The sequence below is a fragment of the Brevundimonas basaltis genome (assembly GCF_014202075.1).
Taxonomy (GTDB): Bacteria; Pseudomonadota; Alphaproteobacteria; order Caulobacterales; family Caulobacteraceae; genus Brevundimonas; species Brevundimonas basaltis.
In genome coordinates, this window is the sequence record NZ_JACHFZ010000002.1 from 362044 (window position 1) to 378954 (window position 16911).

Below are 16911 nucleotides of genomic sequence, written 5' to 3' on the forward strand. Positions count from 1 at the left end.
TAGGCGCTCCTGCGCGTGGCGTCACGCCGCCTTGCGGAGCTCGAGCAACACTTCCGCCTCGTTGGCGGTGGCCAGGGACAGGCAGGGCAGGCCGACCCGCTCCAGCAGGGCGTCCGGGTCGGCGCACAGGATCATGGGCTCGTCGATGCGTCGCGCCTGAATGGGCGTATCGGCGAGAATGCGCAGGCCGGTGTGGCGGGGGTCGTCCTGCAGGCGCCGCATCAGCCGGTCCACATCCACCCGCGCGCCCTCGATCCCTTGCAGGATATGGCCCCGGTGGAACATCAGGCAGCTGGTCAGGTGGTCGCGGCGGTTATTGCGCCCGGACACGCCCAGAATCTGGGCGATCGACAGCGTCGAGGCGCCGGTCGAGCCGACGGCTTCGCTCGCGTAGATGACGCGGTGGAGCACGCCACTTGCTGTGTTCGTCGAATTGAAGGGCATATAATGTCAAAGTAACGGATTACATTGGTTATAATATGGCCCGGCACAGCTGTTGAATTTCCGCCGAAAACGCTTGTCGGGCCGTAATTCGGTCTCCATCTGGGGCGGATGACGCATCCGCATGACTCCACCGGCCCCGGCTGGCACGGCACCACCATTCTGGCCGTGCGCAAGGACGGCCGCACCGTGATCGCCGGCGACGGCCAGGTCTCGATGGGCCCCACCATCGTCAAGGGCGCGGCGCGCAAGGTTCGCACCCTCGCCGGCGGCAAGGTGCTGGCCGGCTTCGCCGGGGCCACCGCCGACGCCTTCACCCTGATCGAGCGGCTTGAGGCCAAGCTGGAGCAGTATCCGGACCAACTGGCCCGGGCCTGCGTCGACCTGGCCAAGGACTGGCGCACCGACCGCTATCTGCGCCGGCTCGAGGCCATGCTGCTGGTCGCCGACCGGTCGTCGATCTTCACGGTCACCGGCGTCGGCGACGTGCTGGAGCCGGAACACGGGGTCGCCGCGGTAGGGTCGGGCGGCAATTTCGCGCTGGCGGCGGCCCGCGCTCTGCTGGACCATTCAGACATGGACGCCGAGACCGTCGCGCGCCGCGCCATGGCCATCGCCTCCGACATCTGCGTCTACACCAACGGCAATCTGGTGGTGGAGACGCTGGACTAGGGAGGCTGGCAGAGTCTTTTGGGCCGGTTGGTTCAACTCGCCAGCAAGAGCCCCATGGAACCAACCCCTCCCCAAATCCGACCCGCCGCCCCATCTGGACCCCAATGACCGACCTATCCCCCCGCGAAATCGTTTCCGAACTCGATCGTTTCATCGTCGGCCAGGACGACGCCAAGCGCGCCGTGGCCGTGGCGTTGAGAAATCGCTGGCGGCGCAAGCGCGTGCCCGAGGACCTGCGCGACGAGGTGACGCCGAAGAACATCCTGATGATCGGCCCCACCGGCGTCGGCAAGACCGAGATCGCCCGGCGGCTGGCCCGGCTGGCGGGGGCGCCTTTCCTCAAGGTCGAGGCGACCAAATTCACCGAGGTCGGCTACGTCGGGCGGGACGTCGACCAGATCATGCGCGATCTCGTGGAATCGGCGCTGGTGATGGTCCGCGACAAGCGCCGCACCGGGGTCAAGGCCAAGGCCGAGGCGGCTGCCGAGGAGCGCATCCTCGACGCCCTCGTCGGGCCGGGCTCGCAGCCGGCGACGCGCGACAGCTTTCGCAAGAAGCTGCGGGCCGGCGAGCTGGACGACAAGGAGGTCGAGCTGCAGTTGGCCGATACCGCCTCGCCGATGCAGGGGATGGACCTGCCGGGCGGCGGGGGCATCGGCATGATCAATCTGTCGGAGATGCTGGGCAAGCTGGGTGGCGGCCGCACCAAGGCGGTCAAGCTGCCGGTGCGCGACGCAGTCGGCCCCCTGGTCACCGAGGAGAGCGACAAGCTGCTGGATCAGGACAGTCTGACCCGCGAGGCGGTGCTGCTGGCCGAGAACGAAGGCATCGTCTTCCTCGATGAGATCGACAAGGTGGCGGCCCGTCAGGGCGCGTCCGGCGCCGACGTCAGCCGCGAGGGCGTGCAGCGCGACCTGTTGCCGTTGATCGAGGGCACCACGGTGTCGACCAAATACGGGCCGGCCAAGACGGACCATGTGCTGTTCATCGCCTCGGGCGCCTTCCATGTGGCCAAGCCGTCGGACCTGCTGCCCGAGCTGCAGGGTCGGTTGCCGATCCGGGTCGAGCTGAAGGCCCTGACCCGCGACGACTTCGTGCGCATCCTGACCGAGCCCGAGGCCAATCTGATCCGCCAGAACCAGGCCCTGCTGGCCACCGAGGACGTCACCCTGAGCTTCACCGACGACGCCATCGGCGCGCTGGCCGACGCGGCGGTTGCCGCCAACTCCACCGTCGAAAACATCGGCGCGCGCCGGCTGCAGACGGTGCTCGAGCGGGTGCTGGAGGAAACCAGCTTCCGGGCCTCGGACCTCACCGGCCAGACCGTCGCCTTCGATGGCGATCAGGTGCGCGACAAGGTCGCCGACCTGGCCCGCGACGCGGATCTCAGCCGGTTTATTCTTTAGGATGGGCGCTGGGGGCCGGCGGCAGGCCTGCTCAAGGCCAATAGAGCGCCCGCGCGGCTCAGCTTGACCAGCATTGGCGAGCGGGCGCTAGCTGGCGCCCGCGGCAACCGGAGCGCGCTATGTTGTTCACCTTCCTTGTGTCGGCGATGGCTTTTCAGGACGCGCCGATCGCTTACCCGGAGACGCCGCAGCAGTTTCGCGACCGGCGCTCCGGCTACGTCCAGGGAACGCTGAACGTCGCCTCCGGCGAGCGCGCGACCCTCCGCCGGAATGATGACGGAACCTATGACCTGATAGGCGTCGACCGGATCGAGGTGCAGGACGTCTTGCCGCCGATGGATCGATCGCGTGCGTCCGTGAACCATGCTGACGCCGGAACCCTGAGGTTCGGCCTCCATGCCCGCCAGGATATCGGTTCTGTGCTCAAGGTCGAGAACGGCCAGTCCGAGGGGCTGGCCTATTCGGGGTTTATCGTACGCTACGTCGGCGGACAGGCGCGCGGTCCGGATGCAACATCGGTGTGCACCGTGCCGCCCGGAATGGCGACGTACGAGCACTGGCCCGAGCCGGTCATGCAGGTCGTGATCGGCGGGCTCCGGCGTTCTGACGACGCCCTGCCGACCTGTCCCCCGCACGTCGGGAGCCCGCCCGAAGATGCGGCCGATCCCCTGACCGCGGAGGGTGAACATCTCGGTCGCCTGTCGACCCTGTTCGCGCTGTGCGAGCCCTACTACACCGTCGACCTCGCCGTCGGGCGCCGCCTTGCCGAGGATTTCGAACGGCGCTCGGATGAAGCTGGCTGGAGTGTCGAACGCCGGGCCGGCGCCTATGACAGGGGCCGGGATCTGGAACGCGCTGAAATAGGGATCGTCATGAATGCGACCGGCGTGACACCGCAGCAGGCGCGTCGGCGTCTGCGCGACATGTACCCGCGCCTGAAAGCACGGTGCCAATATCTCTCACAGCAGATACCTGGGGCCGTTTCGGGCGTCGAGGCCGGCGACCGACGCCTGGACGCCGCCGCTGGTCGCTACCGCTAAGGCGAAATCGATGCGCAAGAGGCCCGCTTTCCACCCTTGGCGGCCGTCGTCTCTGAGCGGCCACCATCCGTCCCGCGGTTGATACTGGAACGAAAGCCGAACATAACGGCTCCATGCCCGCCGCCGCCGTCCACATCGATCTCGTCTTCAGCCGGCCCGCGACGACCCTGGCGGTCACCCGCGGCGCGGCGCGGCTGATGGCGGACATGGGGTTCGCCCCCCTGCTCGAGGTCGGCCTGCCCAACGGCCGCCGCGCCGATGTCATGGGCCTCGGCCCGCGCGGAGAGATCGTCATCTGCGAAGTGAAGTCAGGGCTGGAGGACTTCCGCGTCGATCGCAAATGGGGCGAGTACCGGCCTTACTGCGACCTGTTCTATTTCGCCGTGGCGCCGGAGTTCCCGTCAGACATCCTGCCGGACGAGCCGGGGCTGATCGTCGCCGACGGCTTCGGCGGGGCGGTGGTGCGCGACGCCGCCCCGGTCGCCCTGGCCCCGGCCCGGCGCAAGGCCCTGACCCTCGCCTTCGCCCGGCTGGGGGCCCTCAGGACGCTGAGGGATCAGCCGGTCGGCTGAGCGGGTCCGCCGACCACGCGCCCGCTCTCGCCAGCGGATTCGATGGCCGACACCGCAGCCGCACAGCCCATCAGGAGTTCGCCGCCGGTCTCGACCATGGCGGTCAGCGGGTAGATCCGGTCGCTCATGCCGTCGCTGCAGTCGGTGGCGGTCAGGGTGACCTTCAGCGCATTGCCGGCGCCGGTGGTCGCCTCCCACACCGCCATGGTGCCCTGCATCGTGGGCTGGCCCTGCGGGGCGCGCTGTTCGGGTCGGTCGACCCCGGAATAGACCAACTCCGAGCCGGTCATCTCCACCGCCCAGAACGGCTCCGTGCCCAGCGCCCGCAACGGTTGCGTCAGATCGACGCCCGCCAGGACCGGTGCGGGACCGGGCGCGGGGCCCGGCCGCTCCGGGGCTTCGGCCGGCGGCGAACAGGCCGCCAGAGCGAAGGCGGCGAGAACGGCGGTCAGGGCGAAGGGGGTGTAAGCACGCATGAATATCTCCCGGAGGCGGGGAATGGAGCGCGGGAGGCGGGGCTCCGTCAAGCGTCGGCGTGGCCTCGCCGACGTTCGAAGATCAGGGCTGGCCGTCGGCCCCGACCGACGCTGAGGCCATCAGCAGGCCGTCCGACGGCTGGAACGGGGCTTTGTGGATGAAGCCCCAGGTCGGATAGACGCTCGTGCCGAGGTCGTTGATCGGGTTGTACCAGACCTTGACCGCGGTCCAGTCGCCGCGGTCGGACACGTCCACGACGGTGACGTTTTCCTCGACCTTGCCGCGGCTGCCGCCCCAGTTGGCGTGGGTGACGCGGATGACCCGGTCGGTCAGCACTTCCGACACAACGGCGACGTGACCGCGGCTCATCCGGCCGCTAGGCTTGAAGGCCAGAACGGAGCCGGTGCGCGGACGTTCGCTGGTCTGAAAGCGGTTTCGGGCCTGGGACCACCAGGTGTGGGCGTCGCCGAAAATTTCGATGCCGGAGAACATCCGGGCGAAGGTCACGCACTGCCAGTACGGTTCACCGGCCTTCGCGGCGGGGGCCATGGGGCCCAGCACGAAAAATCCGAGGGTCGCCGCAACCGCGGCGGCTGTGAGCCGTTTCATCATGCTGGCGTGTTTCCCGACCTGCCTCGGAATCAGCCTTAGACGATAGTTTGCGAGGGTTGAAGAACCCTTTAAGGCGAATTCGCCACAGCCGGAGCCGCGACCGGGGCCGCGGGTTTTCTGGCCGCCAAACCCCTCAGAGCCTTGCGGGCCGGGCGTTCGACCAGGTGATAGGTCAGGGCCGCCGCGACCGGAATGGCCGCCAGAACCGCCAACCACACGAGGATGTGAAGCTTCTTGTCGTCGGCCCCGGTCATGCGCGCCGCGACGTTGACGCCGAGCAGCAGCACCGGCGCGCAGACCATGTAGATCGAATAGGAGATCTCGCCGAGGTAGACGCCCGCCTTCGAGGCGAAGACGCCGGCCCGGCCGTTGTCGAGACCGCCCAGACCGAGGATCAGCCCCCCGGCGAACAGCACCACCAGCGGGTCCCACAGCGCCAGCGAGGCGCAGACCAGCACGCCGGCGCCGCAGACCAGGGCGACGGCGCCAGCGTGACGCACCGGAGCCCGGCGATGGATCAGGTAGAGGGCGCAGCCGAGGGCGAAACACGGAACAATTCTCAAGGCCCCCCACAGGAAGGTCGCCTCGGTCAGGGAGAAGCCGGCCACCGGTTCGAACACGGCGTAGAGCGCCAGCGCCCCGGCCGCGGTCGCCCCCGCCGCCATCACCGGCCGCTCGCGCATCCGCCAGGCGACAAAGGCGAAGGCGGGGAAGCTCAGATAGGCGAACCACTCGGCCGAGATCGACCACGACGGATGGTTGAAGGCGGCGCTGGAGGCCAGGCCCCAGGCATGGGTCAGGCTGAGGTGGGCCGGCAGGGAGCGCCAGTCGAGCAGGCTCTCGCTGACGGTCAGGCCGGCGACCGTGGCCGCGACGCCGAGCGCCATCATGCCGGCGAGGGTCACCAGATGCAGCGGGTAGACCCGCGCGATCCGCGCCCAGAGGAAGCCGCGATAGCTGAAACCGCCCTCCCGGCGTCCCTGGCCGGCCGCCTCGAGATAGACGTGGCTGAGGATGAAGCCCGACAGGACGAAGAAGACCTCGACGCCGAGGTAGCCCTTGGTCACCGCGGTCGGCACGACGCCGATGTCGAGATGCGGCCAGGCCGTGAACAGCACCACCCACAGCGCCGCCAGGAACCGCAGCGTGGTCAGGGCGCGAAGATCGGGGGGCGTCTGGACCGGCGTCATGACCGCCAGACTAGGGTTTCAGGCTCTAGGAACCGTTAAGCGCCGCACTCGGCCGGACGGGTTTCGCCGGGCTTGTACATGGCGCAGGACCGGTCGATCTCGCCCTGGATCAGGGCGCAGGGGTTGTCGGGGTGGCAGGGCGGGTGGCTGGCGGGGCTGACCTGGACGCAGCGCTCGACCAGCCGGATCGCGGCCGCTTCGCCGAGCTGGTTGCGGCAGGGAACCGGTTCGCCCGCCGGCAGCGCCGCCACGGCAGGGTCGACCTCTTCCTGCGGGGGGGCGTCGGCGGGCATGACGGGCGGCGGGGCGTCCGCCCCGGCCGGTTCCGCCACCGGCGCTTCGGCGGGCTGCTGACAGGCCGCCACGAGAGCGGTCATGGCCACAAGGGCGACGACGGTCCGGCGCATCCCGATCACTCCGACAGGTTCCGAAGCGCCACCATAGGCACGGTTCGCGCCCGCGCGAAAGCGGAGCCGGGCCGCCTATTCCGCGTGCAGGCCTCGCTCTACCCGCCGGAAAGGATAGCGGTCGCGGATGTTGGGGCCGAAGAACCGGCCCTTCGAAAAAGCCTCGCGAAAGGCTGAGTTCACCTCCGGCGGCACGCCGTCGTATTCATAGACATCGCCGCTGACGAAGGTTACCCGCAGCCGCCGGCGGGGCTCGTCATAGCTGAAGCGGCGGATGACGCTGGAGGGCATGAGGGCTGAACGCCGGATCGCGCCGACGGCTCCGCCCCGCTTCCGGGCCTCAGTCCCTGAGAGAGTCCGGCACCCGCCCGCCGTTCTCTTCCAGCTTACGCCAGACGGCCTTCGACAGGGCGATATTCTGCTCGGCGCTGCCGTGAGGCCCGGCGTTGACGCCAAGTTCCTGCGCCAGCTCCTTGCGGGCTTCGAGGCTGGAATCAAGGCCCAGAAGTTTGAGCAGATCGACGATCGAGGTACGCCAGTTGCCAGCCGCCTGTTCACCCTTCAGTTCCGCCATCGAGACGAGAACAGCCTCGACATCAACCGGGGCGGTCGCGGTCGGAGCGGCGGGTGTGGATTGAGGCGCGGGCGCCGTGGAGGCGGCCTGGGGGCGATGCCCTCTGATCCGGTCCCAGATCGAGCTGAAGATACCCATGAACGCGTGCTCCTGTGCTGGACCGCGTCTCAACGCATCCCGAACAGGCCGGTTCAGTCGGGTTCGCGCTCGCCGACCTCGACCGGGCGCACGGCCAGCAGCCAGCCGTCGGCGATGTGGACGTCCGGGACCGCCTCGCGGGTGAACGGCAGGTACCAGGTCGGGCCGCCGGCCGCCGGGGCGATCTCCAGCATGTCGTCGGCCCCGAAATTCTGCACCGACCTGACCGCGCCGAGCACGACGCCGGCCGGATCGCGCGCCTGCAGGCCGACCAGATCCGTGAGGTAGAATTCGTCCTCGTCCGGTGCGGGCAGGCGGTCGCGCGGGATGTGCAGTTTCAGGCCGCGCAGGGCGTCGGCCTCTTCCTTGGTGGCGATCTCCTTCGCCCGGCCGACGACGCCGTTCTTGTCCGGCCGCGCCGAGGTCAGGGTCAGCCCCACCGAACCGTCGGCCCGCAGCAGCGGTCCGTACGCCATCAGGGCCATCGGTTCGGCGGTGTAGGCCGTCACCCGCACCTCGCCCTTGACCCCGAACCCGCCGGCGATCTGGGCGACGAGGATGAGTCTGCTGTCGGCGGTCATCCGCATCTCCTGTTGGTCCGTCCCGATAACAGAAAAGCAGCGCCCGGGCGTCCGGACGCTGCTTTCCGTCGTCTTGATCCCGCCGGGGCGGGAACCGGGGCGCTTAGGCCTCGGTCTTCTCTTCCTCGGTCGCTTCGGCGGCCGGGGCGTCCTCGGCGGCGGCGTCGGCCGGAGCCTCTTCCGCAGCGGCTTCAGCCGGGGCTTCCTCGGTCACGGCGTCAGCGGCCGGAGCCTCTTCAGCGGGGGCTTCGGGTTCGGGAGCCGGAGCGTTCTTGGCGGCTTCGGCGGCGGCCTTGGCTTCTTCCTTGGCGCGGGCGGCGGCTTCGGCGGCCTCGGCCTTGGCGGCGGCTTCGGCCTCGGCGCGGTCGGCTTCGCGCTGGGCGCGCTCGGCGGCGCGTTCCTGGGCCTTCTTGCCCGGCTGGGCCTTGTTCGGGTTGTTCGACTGGGTCCACTTGACCTTGTCGGCCAGCACCTCGTCCTGGGACAGGAAGCGGGCGACGCGGTCGGTCGGCTGGGCGCCCTTCGACAGCCATTCGGCGATCCGGTCGGCCTTCAGGGTGACGCGCTTCTGCTCGCCGTCGCGCGGCAGCATCGGGTTGTAGCTGCCGACGCGCTCGATGAATTTGCCGTCGCGCGGCGAGTGGGAATCGGCGACGACGATATAGTAGTAGGGGCGCTTCTTGGCGCCACCGCGGGCCAGACGAATCTTCAGCATTTTCAGTCTCTTTCTACGAAATCAGTTCTTCTTGGGAGGAAAGCCCGGCAGGCCCGGAAGCCCCCCCGGCAGTTGTCCGCCGCCCAGGCCGGCGAGCCGGTCCTGGATGGCTTTCATGTCTTCGGCCGTCGGTTCCGGCATCTTGCCGCCGCCCATGGCCTTGAGCCGGGCCATGTCGGGTCCGCCGCCCATGCCCCCGCCCAGGCCGCCCATCATGGCGGCCATCTGTTTCAGGCCCTTGCCGCCGCCCTTGGACATCGACTTGACCATGTCGGCCATCTGGCGGTGCTGTTTGAGCAGGCGGTTGATGTCCTGGACCTCGACCCCGGCGCCGGCGGCGATGCGCTTCTTGCGGCTGGCGTTGAGCAGGTCGGGCTTCTTGCGCTCGGCCTTGGTCATCGAGGAGATGATGGCCTCCTGACGCAGGATCATGCGGTCGTCGATATTGGCGTCGGCCATCTGGGCCTTCATCTTGGCGACGCCGGGCAGCATGCCCATGATGCCCTGAAGCCCGCCCATCTTCTTCATCTGCTGCAGCTGGGCGGCGAGATCGTTCAGATCGAACTGGCCCTTGGCCAGCTTGCGGGCCATGGCCTCGGCCTTGGACTGGTCGAGCTCCTGCGAGGCCTTCTCCACCAGGGCGACGATATCGCCCTGACCGAGGATGCGGCCGGCCACGCGGCGGGCGTCGAACACCTCCAGCGCATCGACCTTCTCGCCCGCGCCGAGGTATTTGATTGGCAGGCCGGTGACGGCGCGCATCGACAGCATGGCCCCGCCGCGCCCGTCGCCGTCGGCGCGGGTCAGCACAAGGCCGGTCAGCGGCAGGCGCTCGTGGAAGGCCTTGGCGGTGCGCACCGCGTCCTGGCCGGTCAGGCTGTCGGCGACCAGCAGGGTCTCGACCGGCTTCGACACGGCGGCGACCTCGGCCACCTCGGCCATCAGGGCCTCGTCGAGGGTGATGCGGCCGGCGGTGTCGAGGATCAGGACGTCGAAGCCCTGCAGCTTCGCCGACTGGAGGGCGCGTTTGGTGATCTGCACCGGGCTCTCGCCCGCCACGATCGGCAGGGTGGTGACCTCGATCTGCTTGCCGAGGGTGGCCAGCTGTTCCATCGCCGCCGGACGGCGGGTGTCCAGCGAGGCCATCATGACCTTCTTGCGGTCGAACCTGGTCAGCCGCAGCGCCAGCTTGGCCGAGGTCGTGGTCTTGCCCGAGCCCTGCAGGCCGGCCATCAGGATGACCGCCGGCGGCGTGGCGTTCAGATTGATCGGGACCGGCTCCTCGCCGCCCAGCATCTCGACCAGGCCGTCATAAACGATCTTGACCACCTGATCGGCCGGCTTGACCGAGCGGATGACGTCCTCGCCGGTGGCGCGCTCGGTGGCGAAGGCGATGAAGTCCTTGACGACGGGCAGGGCGACGTCGGCCTCGAGCAGCGCCACGCGGACTTCGCGCATCGCCTCGGCCACGTCCTTTTCGGACAGGGCGCCGCGGCCGGTGATCCGGTCGAAGACGCCTGTCAGCCGCTCGTTCAGAGCCTCGAACATTCACTACCTCGTTGCGACGGGCGAAACGGCTCCATACGACGACGGCCCCCGGCGACGATCACGTCGGCGGAGGGTTCTCGCCTGCCTCGTCCGGCCGGAACCGGGGTCGTGCAGGTGGAGACGCGAGGTTCACTTGCGTCGGAAGCGGCGGCTTATGGCGGAAAAGACGGGTGAAGACAAGGCGAGGCCTACATCCCCTTCGAGGGGTCGTCCGAGGGGGTGTTCGGATCGGCCCGGTCCGAGGCCTTGCGGCTGCGCATCATGGCCCAGAACAGCGCCAGGCCGAGAAGGACGGGACCGCCGATGATGACGATGCCCCAGGGAAATGCTTCCATGTCTGGATCTCCTTTCCCGGGACCAACCCCCGACCGCCGGAATTGCTCCCGCCCTGGCTCTGTGGGGCTTGTTTGCCGGGGGCGAGGCTAGCGGGCCGATCAGGCGTCGGTGCGGGCCTGGGACTGCTCGGCCAGGGCGGTTACCCGCCGGGCGAGGTTCAGCAGGGCCTCGCGCTGCGGCTCCAGGTTGCTGGCGACCGAGATGTTCAGGTTCTTCGCCGCCGTCAGCGCCTCGGCCACGCCGGCCTGCAGCGGGTCGCCCTCGGGCAGCTCCACCGCTTCCAGCGCCGCCACAGCCTCGCCCATGGCGTCGTTGGCGACCCCGAAATTGCGATCGTCCAGCGCGGCCGCGGCCCGGTAAACCCAGACGTTGGCGGTCAGCAGCTGATTGGCCGTGACCCGGGTCCGGAGATCGGTTTCGGCGGCTTCACGGGCCGTCCGGGCCTCGCCGATGGCGCCGCGGGCGGGCACGTCCCGGGTCAGATAGCCGGCCCCGAACAGCAGGGCCGCCACAAGGATCGCGAGGCCGAGTCGGATCAGCATCGACCGGGGGTTCGGCCTGGAGGCGACGTCGTTCATCCCGGGGATTCCCTGACTGGCGGCATGTGACGGCACTATCCGCCCTTTCGGCCAAGGTCGCAATCAAGCGCGGCCATGCCCCGTCCGACGGGCTGGATGCACATTCGGTTTCTGTCGGGCGCAGCGGGATGCCACGAGCCGCGGCGGCCTGTAGGGTTTCGTTCCCGCCGTTCCACGGAAGTCCTGAACATGTCCCCTGCCGCCGACGACCAACTGCGCGATGAGGTCCGCCTTCTGGGCGGCCTGCTGGGCGAGGTCATTCGCGACGAGGGCGGGCAGGACCTCTACGACCGGATCGAGGCGGTGCGTCAGGCCTCGGTCGCCTGGCATCGCGACGCGGGCCCCGAGGACGCGGCCCGGCTGGAGCGGCTGCTGGGCGAGCTGTCTCTGGATCAGGCCGTGGGGCTGGCCCACGGTTTCGCGGTCTTCTCGCTGCTGGCCAACGTCGCCGAGGACCGGGCCGGCAAGCGGCGGGCGCAGGATCAGGCCGCGGCGGGGGCCCGCGCCGACACGCCTGAGGGCGCGTTGAAGCGATTGTCGGACATGGGTGTCAGCCTTGGAGAGGTGCGCGAGCTGCTCGCCGGGGCCCTGATATCGCCGGTGCTGACCGCCCACCCCTCCGAAGTGCGGCGCAAGAGCGTCATCGACCGCATCGCCGCCGTCTCGGACCTGCTGGACGCCTGCGACCGGAACAGTCTGGCCTGCGCGCCCGATGTGATGACCGCCGGCCTGCGCCGTCAGACGGTCATTCTGTGGACCACCCGGCTGGTGCGGCAGGCGGGACTGGTGGTGCAGGACGAGGTCGACACCGTCGTCTCCTTCCTCGAGCGCGTCTTCCTGCGCGTCGCCCCGGCCCAGCTGGCCGACTGGCGCCGTCGGCTCGACGCGCCGGATCTGGCCCCCTTCATCCGTATCGGCAGCTGGGTCGGCGGCGACCGCGACGGCAATCCGAACGTCGACGGCGCGGTGCTGACCGCCGCCTTCCGTACCCAGGCCCGCGCCGCGCTCCGCCACTATCTGGACGAGGTCCACGCCCTGGGCGCGGAGCTCAGCCTGTCCGGCTCGCTCAGCGCCATCTCGCCGGAGCTGGCGGCCCTGTCCGGCGCCTCGGGCGACCGCTCGCCGCACCGGGCCGACGAGCCCTACCGCCGCGCCCTGAGCGAGATCTACGCCCGGCTGGCGGCGACGCATCCGGTGCTGACCGGTCAGCCTGCGCCGCGCGCCGCCGCCTTCGACGCCGCGCCCTACGCCGGGCCGACGGCGTTCCGGAAGGATCTGGCGGTGCTCCGCGACAGCCTGATCGCCAACCACGGCGCGGTCTTCGCGGACGACCGCCTGACCCGGCTGATCACCGCCGCCGACGTGTTCGGTTTCCATATGGCGACCGTCGACCTGCGCCAGAACGCCGATGTGCACGAACGGGTCGTCGCCGATCTGCTGAAGGTGGCCGGCGTCTGCGACGACTACCTGGCGCTGGACGAAGAGGCCCGGCTGGCGCTGCTGGCGGCAGAACTGGCCTCGGGCCGGCTGCTGTTCAGCCCGTTCGCCGGCTACGCCGACGAGACGCTGAAGGAGCGCGGCATCCTGCAGGCCGCGGCCGAGGCCCTGCGCCTGTTCGGGCCGCAGGCGATCCGCACCCACGTCGTCTCCAAGACCGACGCCGCCTCGGACCTGCTCGAAGTCTATCTGCTGCTCAAGGAGGTCGGTCTCTACCGGCCCGAAGATCCCGCCGCCTGCCCGATCCAGGCCGCGCCCCTGTTCGAGACCATCGACGACCTGCGCGCCGCCCGGGCGACGCTCGAGCGGTTGTTGCAGGAACCCGCCGCCCTCGCCGTCGCCCGGGCCCGGGGCGTCCAGGAGGTGATGCTGGGCTATTCCGACTCCAACAAGGATGGCTCCTACCTGACCTCGACCTGGGAGTTGCACGAGGCCTCGCTCGCCCTGCTGGAGGTGACCGACGCCGCGGGCCTGCGCCTGCAGCTGTTCCACGGCCGCGGCGGCGCGGTCGGCCGCGGCGGCGGCTCCAGCTTCGCCGCGGTGGCGGCCCAGCCGCAGGGCACGGTGGCCGGTCGCATCCGCGTCACCGAACAGGGCGAGGTCATCGCCAACAAATACGGCGAGCCGGAGATCGCGCGCCGCAACCTCGACGCCCTGACCGGCGGCGTCCTGCTGGCCTCGCTGAAACCGCCGGCCGACGAGACCTTCACGGCCCGTCACGGCGAGACGGCCGCCGCCCTGTCGCGGGCGTCCATGGCCGCTTACCGGGCGCTGGTCTACGAGACCCCCGGCTTCGTCGACTATTTCCGCGCCGCCACCCCGATCGCCGAGATCGCCGACCTGAAGATCGGCTCCCGTCCCGCCTCGCGAACCTCGTCCACCGCGATCGAGGATCTGCGCGCCATCCCCTGGGTGTTCAGCTGGAGTCAGTCGCGGGTCATGCTGCCCGGCTGGTTCGGCTTCGGCTCGGCGGCCGGGGGGGCCGATCTGGAGGAGTTGCGGGTCATGGCGCGCGAGTGGCCCTTCTTCCGGACCCTGGTGCAGAACATGGAGATGGTCATGGCCAAGGCCGACCTGACCATCGCCCGCCGCTACGCCGATCTGGTTCCCGACCGCGCGCTGGCCGACCGCATCCACGGCGCCATCGTCGAGGAATGGAATCGGACCGAGGCGGCGGTGTTGGCCATCACCGGCCAGGAGGCCCTGCTGACCGGCCAGCCCGAGCTGGAGCGGCTGATCCGGCTGCGCATGCCCTATGTCGAGCCGCTCAACCATGTGCAGATCGAACTGATCCGTCGCCGGCGCGCCGGGGACGACGATCCGCGCGTCCGCGAGGGCATCCTGCTGGCGCTCAACGGCGTCGCCGCGGGCCTGCGCAACAGCGGCTGATCGACGTTCAGATTTCCGCGAATTCATCCAGCGTCGCTATTCCGCCGCGAAATCCACATCGGGCCGCAACAGCGTGGCCGTATCTCCCGCACCGTCGCCGCCAAGGAGCGACGCCCTCCCCGCAGGAGATCAATGATGAAAACCCTCGCTTCTCTCGTCGCCGTTCTGATCGTCACCGCCGCCGGTTCGGCCTCCGCCCAGGAGGCCCGCATTCGCTGGGGCGATCTGGACCTGTCCACCGCCGCCGGAGCCGACGCCTTCGACCGGCGGGTCCGCGTCGCCGCCCGCAAGCTGTGCCGCAACACGCCGATGATCGGCGGGCGTGCGGCTTGTCAGGCCGCCGTTCGCGACGAGGCGGTCACCCGGCTGCCCGGCGCCGCCCAGGTCGACTACGCCCTCAGCCGTGTCCCGCTGGTGGCCTGAACCAGCAAAAAGGCCCGGCGGATCGCTCCGCCGGGCCCTTGGCCTCTCTCGCCGCGCTCAGGCGGCGGGCCATCAGTTGGTCGGGAAACCCCGCACGCGCAGCAGGGCGGCCACGTCCGGGTTGCGGCCGCGGAAGCGGCGATAGGCCTCGCCGCGGTCCGAGGAATTGCCCTCCGACAGGATGATCGACTTGTAGCGGGCGGCGATGTCCGGATTGAAGACGTCCCCCGACTCCTCGAAATAGGCCCAGGTGTCGGCGTCCATGACCTCGGACCAGAGGTAGCTGTAATAGCCCGCCGAATAGGCGTCCGACGTGAACAGGTGATTGAACTGCGGCAGGCGGTGCCGCATCACGATCTCCTTCGGCATGCCGTAGCGCGCCAGGCTCTCGCGCTCGAAGGCGTCGATGTCGGTCGGCGGCGTGGCCCGGGTGTGCAGGTCCATGTCGACGAGGGCCGAGGACAGATAGCTGACCGTGGCGTAGCCCTGGTTGAAGGTGGCGGCGGCCTCGACCTTGTCGACCAGCGACTGCGGCATCGCCTGCCCGGTCTCGACGTGTTTCATGAAGCCGTCGAGGATCGGGCGGCTCAGCACCCAGTGCTCGTGCACCTGCGACGGATATTCGACGTAGTCGCGCGGCGTGCCGGCCAGGGCCGGATAGTCGATGTTGTACGACAGATAGTGCAGGGCGTGGCCGAACTCGTGGAACAGGGTCTCGGCGTCGTCCAGCGAGATCAGAATCGGCTGGCCGCTCTCGGCCTTGATGAAGTTGTTGTTGTTCGAAACCAGGTGGTTGCCGCCGCCGTCATAGCCGTAGCCGAGGCGGTAGCTGGTCATCCATGCGCCGGAGCGCTTGCCCGACCGGGCGAAGTCGTCGGAGTAGAACAGGCCGACGTGACGGCCGCTGGCCTTGTCCTTGACCTCGAACACCTCGACGTCCGGGTGGAACACCGGGACCGTGCCCTTGGGCAGGGGCGTGAACTCGTAACCGTACAGCCGCTCCGCCATGTAGAAGGCGCCGCGCTTGACGTTGTTCAGCTCGAAATACGGCTTCAGCTCGTTCTGATCGAGGTCGTATTTCTGCTTCCGGACCTTCTCGGCGTAGTACAGGTAATCCCACGGCTCGATGTCGTGGCCGGCGATGGCGCGCATGTCGGCCACCTCCTCGGTCACCCGCGCCTTGGCCGGCGCCCAGACCCGGTTCATCAGGTCCATGGCGGCGGCGGGGGTCCTGGCCATTGTGTCCTGCATCCGCCATTCGGCGTGGTTGGCGAAGCCCAGCAGGCGGGCGCGCTCGGCCCGCAGCTTCACGATCTCGGCGATCAGGGCGTTGGTGTCGTTGCCGTCGCCGTTGTCGCCCCGGTTGACGAACTTGCGCCACACCGTCTCGCGCAGGCCGCGGTTGTCGGCGAAGGACAGGAAGGGATCGACGCTGGAGCGGGTGTTGACGATGGCGTAGCCGGTCAGGTCGCGACTGCGCGCTGCCGCGGCGGCGGCCGCCTTGTTCGACGCCGGCAGCCCGGCCACCCCGGCCTCGTTCGGGATGTGGGTGAAGGTGTTCTCGTCGGCGACCACCTTCTGGCTGAAGCTGGTGAAGGCGTTCGACAGGGCGGTGTTGATCCGGCCCAGCTCGGCCTTGCCGGCGGCGTTCAGGGCCGCGCCGTTGCGCACGAAGGCGTCGCGGGTGCGCTCGGCGACCCGCGTCTGCGTCGGCGTCAACCCGGCCTGGACGGCGTTGTCGGCCACCGTCTTGATGCGGGCGAACAGCCGTTCGTTGAAGGTGATCTCGTCGCCGGCGGCGGACAGCAGGGGCGACAGCTCGGTGTCGACGGCCTGGTAGTCGTCCGAGCCGATGTTCTGGGTCATCACGCCGAACAGGCTGGAGGCCCGGTCCAGCGGCTCGCCGGCCATCTGGTACGGCACCAGGGTGTTGGCGAAGGTCGGCGGCTCGGGGTTGTCGGCGATGGCCGCGATCTCGGCGCGCTGCAGCTCGATGCCTTCCAGCATCGCCGCGCGCAGCTTGGCCGGCGTGACCTTGTCCCACGGCGGAACCCCCTCGTAGGGCCCGGTCCACGGCTGCAGCAGTTCCGCGCGGGGCGTCTGGGTGGGCAGAACGGCGCGGGCGATGCGGGCGTCCTCGGCCAGTCCGGCGGGCGAGGCGCCGCCCATGTCCATGCCGTCTGTGGCGCACGCCGACAGGGCGAACAGGCTGCCCCCGGCGATGAGGAGTTGGCGTCTATGCATGGATGTGGCTCCGTCAGTTCAGGTCGTTGTCGTCTAGATAGGCCTTCCGGCGGCTGACTGTCACCTGAACG

Annotated in this window: 19 protein-coding genes; 6 read left to right on the forward strand and 13 right to left on the reverse strand. The window is 69.5% G+C overall.

The features are described from left to right. Window positions 1-21: 21 nt before the first annotated feature. Entirely contained in the window at window positions 22-411 is a 390-nt protein-coding gene (locus tag HNQ67_RS06245) for a BLUF domain-containing protein (RefSeq protein WP_343054837.1), read from the reverse strand. Between the two features lie 141 nt (window positions 412-552). Between HNQ67_RS06245 and hslV the strand changes: the two genes are divergently transcribed. The 4 genes from hslV (at window position 553) to mmcB (ending at window position 4131) form a co-directional block, all read left to right on the forward strand. Then, the gene (gene hslV / locus HNQ67_RS06250) at window positions 553-1113 is read left to right on the forward strand and encodes an ATP-dependent protease subunit HslV (protein ID WP_183253474.1); all 561 of its coding nucleotides are present in this window, start codon (window positions 553-555) and stop codon (window positions 1111-1113) included. Between the two features lie 104 nt (window positions 1114-1217). Beyond that, the gene (gene hslU / locus HNQ67_RS06255) at window positions 1218-2519 is read left to right on the forward strand and encodes an ATP-dependent protease ATPase subunit HslU (protein WP_183253476.1); all 1302 of its coding nucleotides are present in this window, start codon (window positions 1218-1220) and stop codon (window positions 2517-2519) included. A 119-nt stretch (window positions 2520-2638) separates the two neighbouring features. Next, window positions 2639-3559 carry a hypothetical protein gene (locus tag HNQ67_RS06260; protein WP_183253478.1) on the forward strand — a complete coding sequence of 307 codons (921 nt, stop codon included), beginning with the start codon at window positions 2639-2641 and terminating at the stop codon, window positions 3557-3559. A 113-nt stretch (window positions 3560-3672) separates the two neighbouring features. Then, window positions 3673-4131, forward strand: coding sequence for a DNA repair putative endonuclease MmcB (gene mmcB / locus HNQ67_RS06265; RefSeq protein ID WP_183253480.1), 459 nt, complete (start codon window positions 3673-3675; stop codon window positions 4129-4131). Here mmcB and HNQ67_RS06270 read toward each other — a convergent pair. The 11 genes from HNQ67_RS06270 to HNQ67_RS06320 all read right to left on the reverse strand — a co-directional run bounded on the left by HNQ67_RS06270 (window position 4116) and on the right by HNQ67_RS06320 (window position 11287). Beyond that, window positions 4116-4607: a COG3650 family protein gene (locus HNQ67_RS06270; RefSeq protein ID WP_183253482.1), complete on the reverse strand. Its 492-nt coding sequence runs from the start codon at window positions 4605-4607 to the stop codon at window positions 4116-4118. The two genes, mmcB and HNQ67_RS06270, sit on opposite strands and share 16 nt — an antisense overlap. An 82-nt stretch (window positions 4608-4689) precedes the next feature. Then, window positions 4690-5217: a CHAP domain-containing protein gene (locus tag HNQ67_RS06275; protein WP_246347468.1), complete on the reverse strand. Its 528-nt coding sequence runs from the start codon at window positions 5215-5217 to the stop codon at window positions 4690-4692. Window positions 5218-5288: 71 nt separating this feature from the next. Then, entirely contained in the window at window positions 5289-6410 is a 1122-nt protein-coding gene (locus HNQ67_RS06280; protein WP_183253486.1) for an acyltransferase family protein, read from the reverse strand. Between the two features lie 35 nt (window positions 6411-6445). Beyond that, window positions 6446-6817: a hypothetical protein gene (locus HNQ67_RS06285; RefSeq protein ID WP_183253488.1), complete on the reverse strand. Its 372-nt coding sequence runs from the start codon at window positions 6815-6817 to the stop codon at window positions 6446-6448. 75 nt (window positions 6818-6892) lie between these two features. Continuing rightward, on the reverse strand, window positions 6893-7108 hold the full coding sequence (locus HNQ67_RS06290; protein ID WP_183253490.1) for a KTSC domain-containing protein: 216 nt from the start codon (window positions 7106-7108) through the stop codon (window positions 6893-6895). Between the two features lie 49 nt (window positions 7109-7157). Next, entirely contained in the window at window positions 7158-7529 is a 372-nt protein-coding gene (locus tag HNQ67_RS06295) for a DUF3597 domain-containing protein (protein ID WP_183253492.1), read from the reverse strand. A 53-nt stretch (window positions 7530-7582) separates the two neighbouring features. Beyond that, entirely contained in the window at window positions 7583-8116 is a 534-nt protein-coding gene (rimM, locus tag HNQ67_RS06300) for a ribosome maturation factor RimM (RefSeq protein ID WP_246347469.1), read from the reverse strand. Window positions 8117-8213: 97 nt separating this feature from the next. Beyond that, window positions 8214-8825: a 30S ribosomal protein S16 gene (rpsP, locus tag HNQ67_RS06305; protein WP_183253496.1), complete on the reverse strand. Its 612-nt coding sequence runs from the start codon at window positions 8823-8825 to the stop codon at window positions 8214-8216. 21 nt (window positions 8826-8846) lie between these two features. Then, on the reverse strand, window positions 8847-10373 hold the full coding sequence (ffh, locus tag HNQ67_RS06310; protein WP_183253499.1) for a signal recognition particle protein: 1527 nt from the start codon (window positions 10371-10373) through the stop codon (window positions 8847-8849). Window positions 10374-10561: 188 nt separating this feature from the next. Continuing rightward, window positions 10562-10708 carry a hypothetical protein gene (locus HNQ67_RS06315; protein ID WP_183253501.1) on the reverse strand — a complete coding sequence of 49 codons (147 nt, stop codon included), beginning with the start codon at window positions 10706-10708 and terminating at the stop codon, window positions 10562-10564. 99 nt (window positions 10709-10807) lie between these two features. After that, window positions 10808-11287, reverse strand: a complete 480-nt coding sequence (locus HNQ67_RS06320; protein ID WP_183253502.1) for a hypothetical protein — start codon at window positions 11285-11287, stop codon at window positions 10808-10810. Between the two features lie 189 nt (window positions 11288-11476). On the opposite strand from HNQ67_RS06320, the gene ppc reads away from it, so the two are divergent. Both ppc and HNQ67_RS06330 read left to right on the forward strand, forming a co-directional pair. Continuing rightward, entirely contained in the window at window positions 11477-14173 is a 2697-nt protein-coding gene (gene ppc / locus HNQ67_RS06325) for a phosphoenolpyruvate carboxylase (protein ID WP_183253504.1), read from the forward strand. Window positions 14174-14308: 135 nt separating this feature from the next. Then, window positions 14309-14596 (forward strand): UrcA family protein, encoded by a 288-nt coding sequence (locus tag HNQ67_RS06330; protein ID WP_183253506.1) that lies wholly within the window; start codon window positions 14309-14311, stop codon window positions 14594-14596. A 72-nt stretch (window positions 14597-14668) separates the two neighbouring features. Here the strand turns inward: HNQ67_RS06330 and HNQ67_RS06335 are convergent, their stop codons facing one another. Further along, on the reverse strand, window positions 14669-16840 hold the full coding sequence (locus tag HNQ67_RS06335) for a M3 family metallopeptidase (protein WP_183253508.1): 2172 nt from the start codon (window positions 16838-16840) through the stop codon (window positions 14669-14671). Window positions 16841-16911: the final 71 nt, after the last annotated feature.

Excerpts from the sequence above, each read along its gene's own strand:
- hslV (WP_183253474.1), top strand. The coding sequence starts at position 553 with ATGACGCATCCGCATGACTCCACCGGCCCCGGCTGGCACGGCACCACC.
- hslU (WP_183253476.1), top strand. The coding sequence starts at position 1,218 with ATGACCGACCTATCCCCCCGCGAAATCGTTTCCGAACTCGATCGTTTC.
- HNQ67_RS06260 (WP_183253478.1), top strand. The coding sequence starts at position 2,639 with ATGTTGTTCACCTTCCTTGTGTCGGCGATGGCTTTTCAGGACGCGCCG.
- mmcB (WP_183253480.1), top strand. The coding sequence starts at position 3,673 with ATGCCCGCCGCCGCCGTCCACATCGATCTCGTCTTCAGCCGGCCCGCG.
- HNQ67_RS06270 (WP_183253482.1), bottom strand. The coding sequence starts at position 4,607 with ATGCGTGCTTACACCCCCTTCGCCCTGACCGCCGTTCTCGCCGCCTTC.
- HNQ67_RS06275 (WP_246347468.1), bottom strand. The coding sequence starts at position 5,217 with ATGAAACGGCTCACAGCCGCCGCGGTTGCGGCGACCCTCGGATTTTTC.
- HNQ67_RS06280 (WP_183253486.1), bottom strand. The coding sequence starts at position 6,410 with ATGACGCCGGTCCAGACGCCCCCCGATCTTCGCGCCCTGACCACGCTG.
- HNQ67_RS06285 (WP_183253488.1), bottom strand. The coding sequence starts at position 6,817 with ATGCGCCGGACCGTCGTCGCCCTTGTGGCCATGACCGCTCTCGTGGCG.
- HNQ67_RS06290 (WP_183253490.1), bottom strand. The coding sequence starts at position 7,108 with ATGCCCTCCAGCGTCATCCGCCGCTTCAGCTATGACGAGCCCCGCCGG.
- HNQ67_RS06295 (WP_183253492.1), bottom strand. The coding sequence starts at position 7,529 with ATGGGTATCTTCAGCTCGATCTGGGACCGGATCAGAGGGCATCGCCCC.
- rimM (WP_246347469.1), bottom strand. The coding sequence starts at position 8,116 with ATGCGGATGACCGCCGACAGCAGACTCATCCTCGTCGCCCAGATCGCC.
- rpsP (WP_183253496.1), bottom strand. The coding sequence starts at position 8,825 with ATGCTGAAGATTCGTCTGGCCCGCGGTGGCGCCAAGAAGCGCCCCTAC.
- ffh (WP_183253499.1), bottom strand. The coding sequence starts at position 10,373 with ATGTTCGAGGCTCTGAACGAGCGGCTGACAGGCGTCTTCGACCGGATC.
- HNQ67_RS06315 (WP_183253501.1), bottom strand. The coding sequence starts at position 10,708 with ATGGAAGCATTTCCCTGGGGCATCGTCATCATCGGCGGTCCCGTCCTT.
- HNQ67_RS06320 (WP_183253502.1), bottom strand. The coding sequence starts at position 11,287 with ATGAACGACGTCGCCTCCAGGCCGAACCCCCGGTCGATGCTGATCCGA.
- ppc (WP_183253504.1), top strand. The coding sequence starts at position 11,477 with ATGTCCCCTGCCGCCGACGACCAACTGCGCGATGAGGTCCGCCTTCTG.
- HNQ67_RS06330 (WP_183253506.1), top strand. The coding sequence starts at position 14,309 with ATGAAAACCCTCGCTTCTCTCGTCGCCGTTCTGATCGTCACCGCCGCC.
- HNQ67_RS06335 (WP_183253508.1), bottom strand. The coding sequence starts at position 16,840 with ATGCATAGACGCCAACTCCTCATCGCCGGGGGCAGCCTGTTCGCCCTG.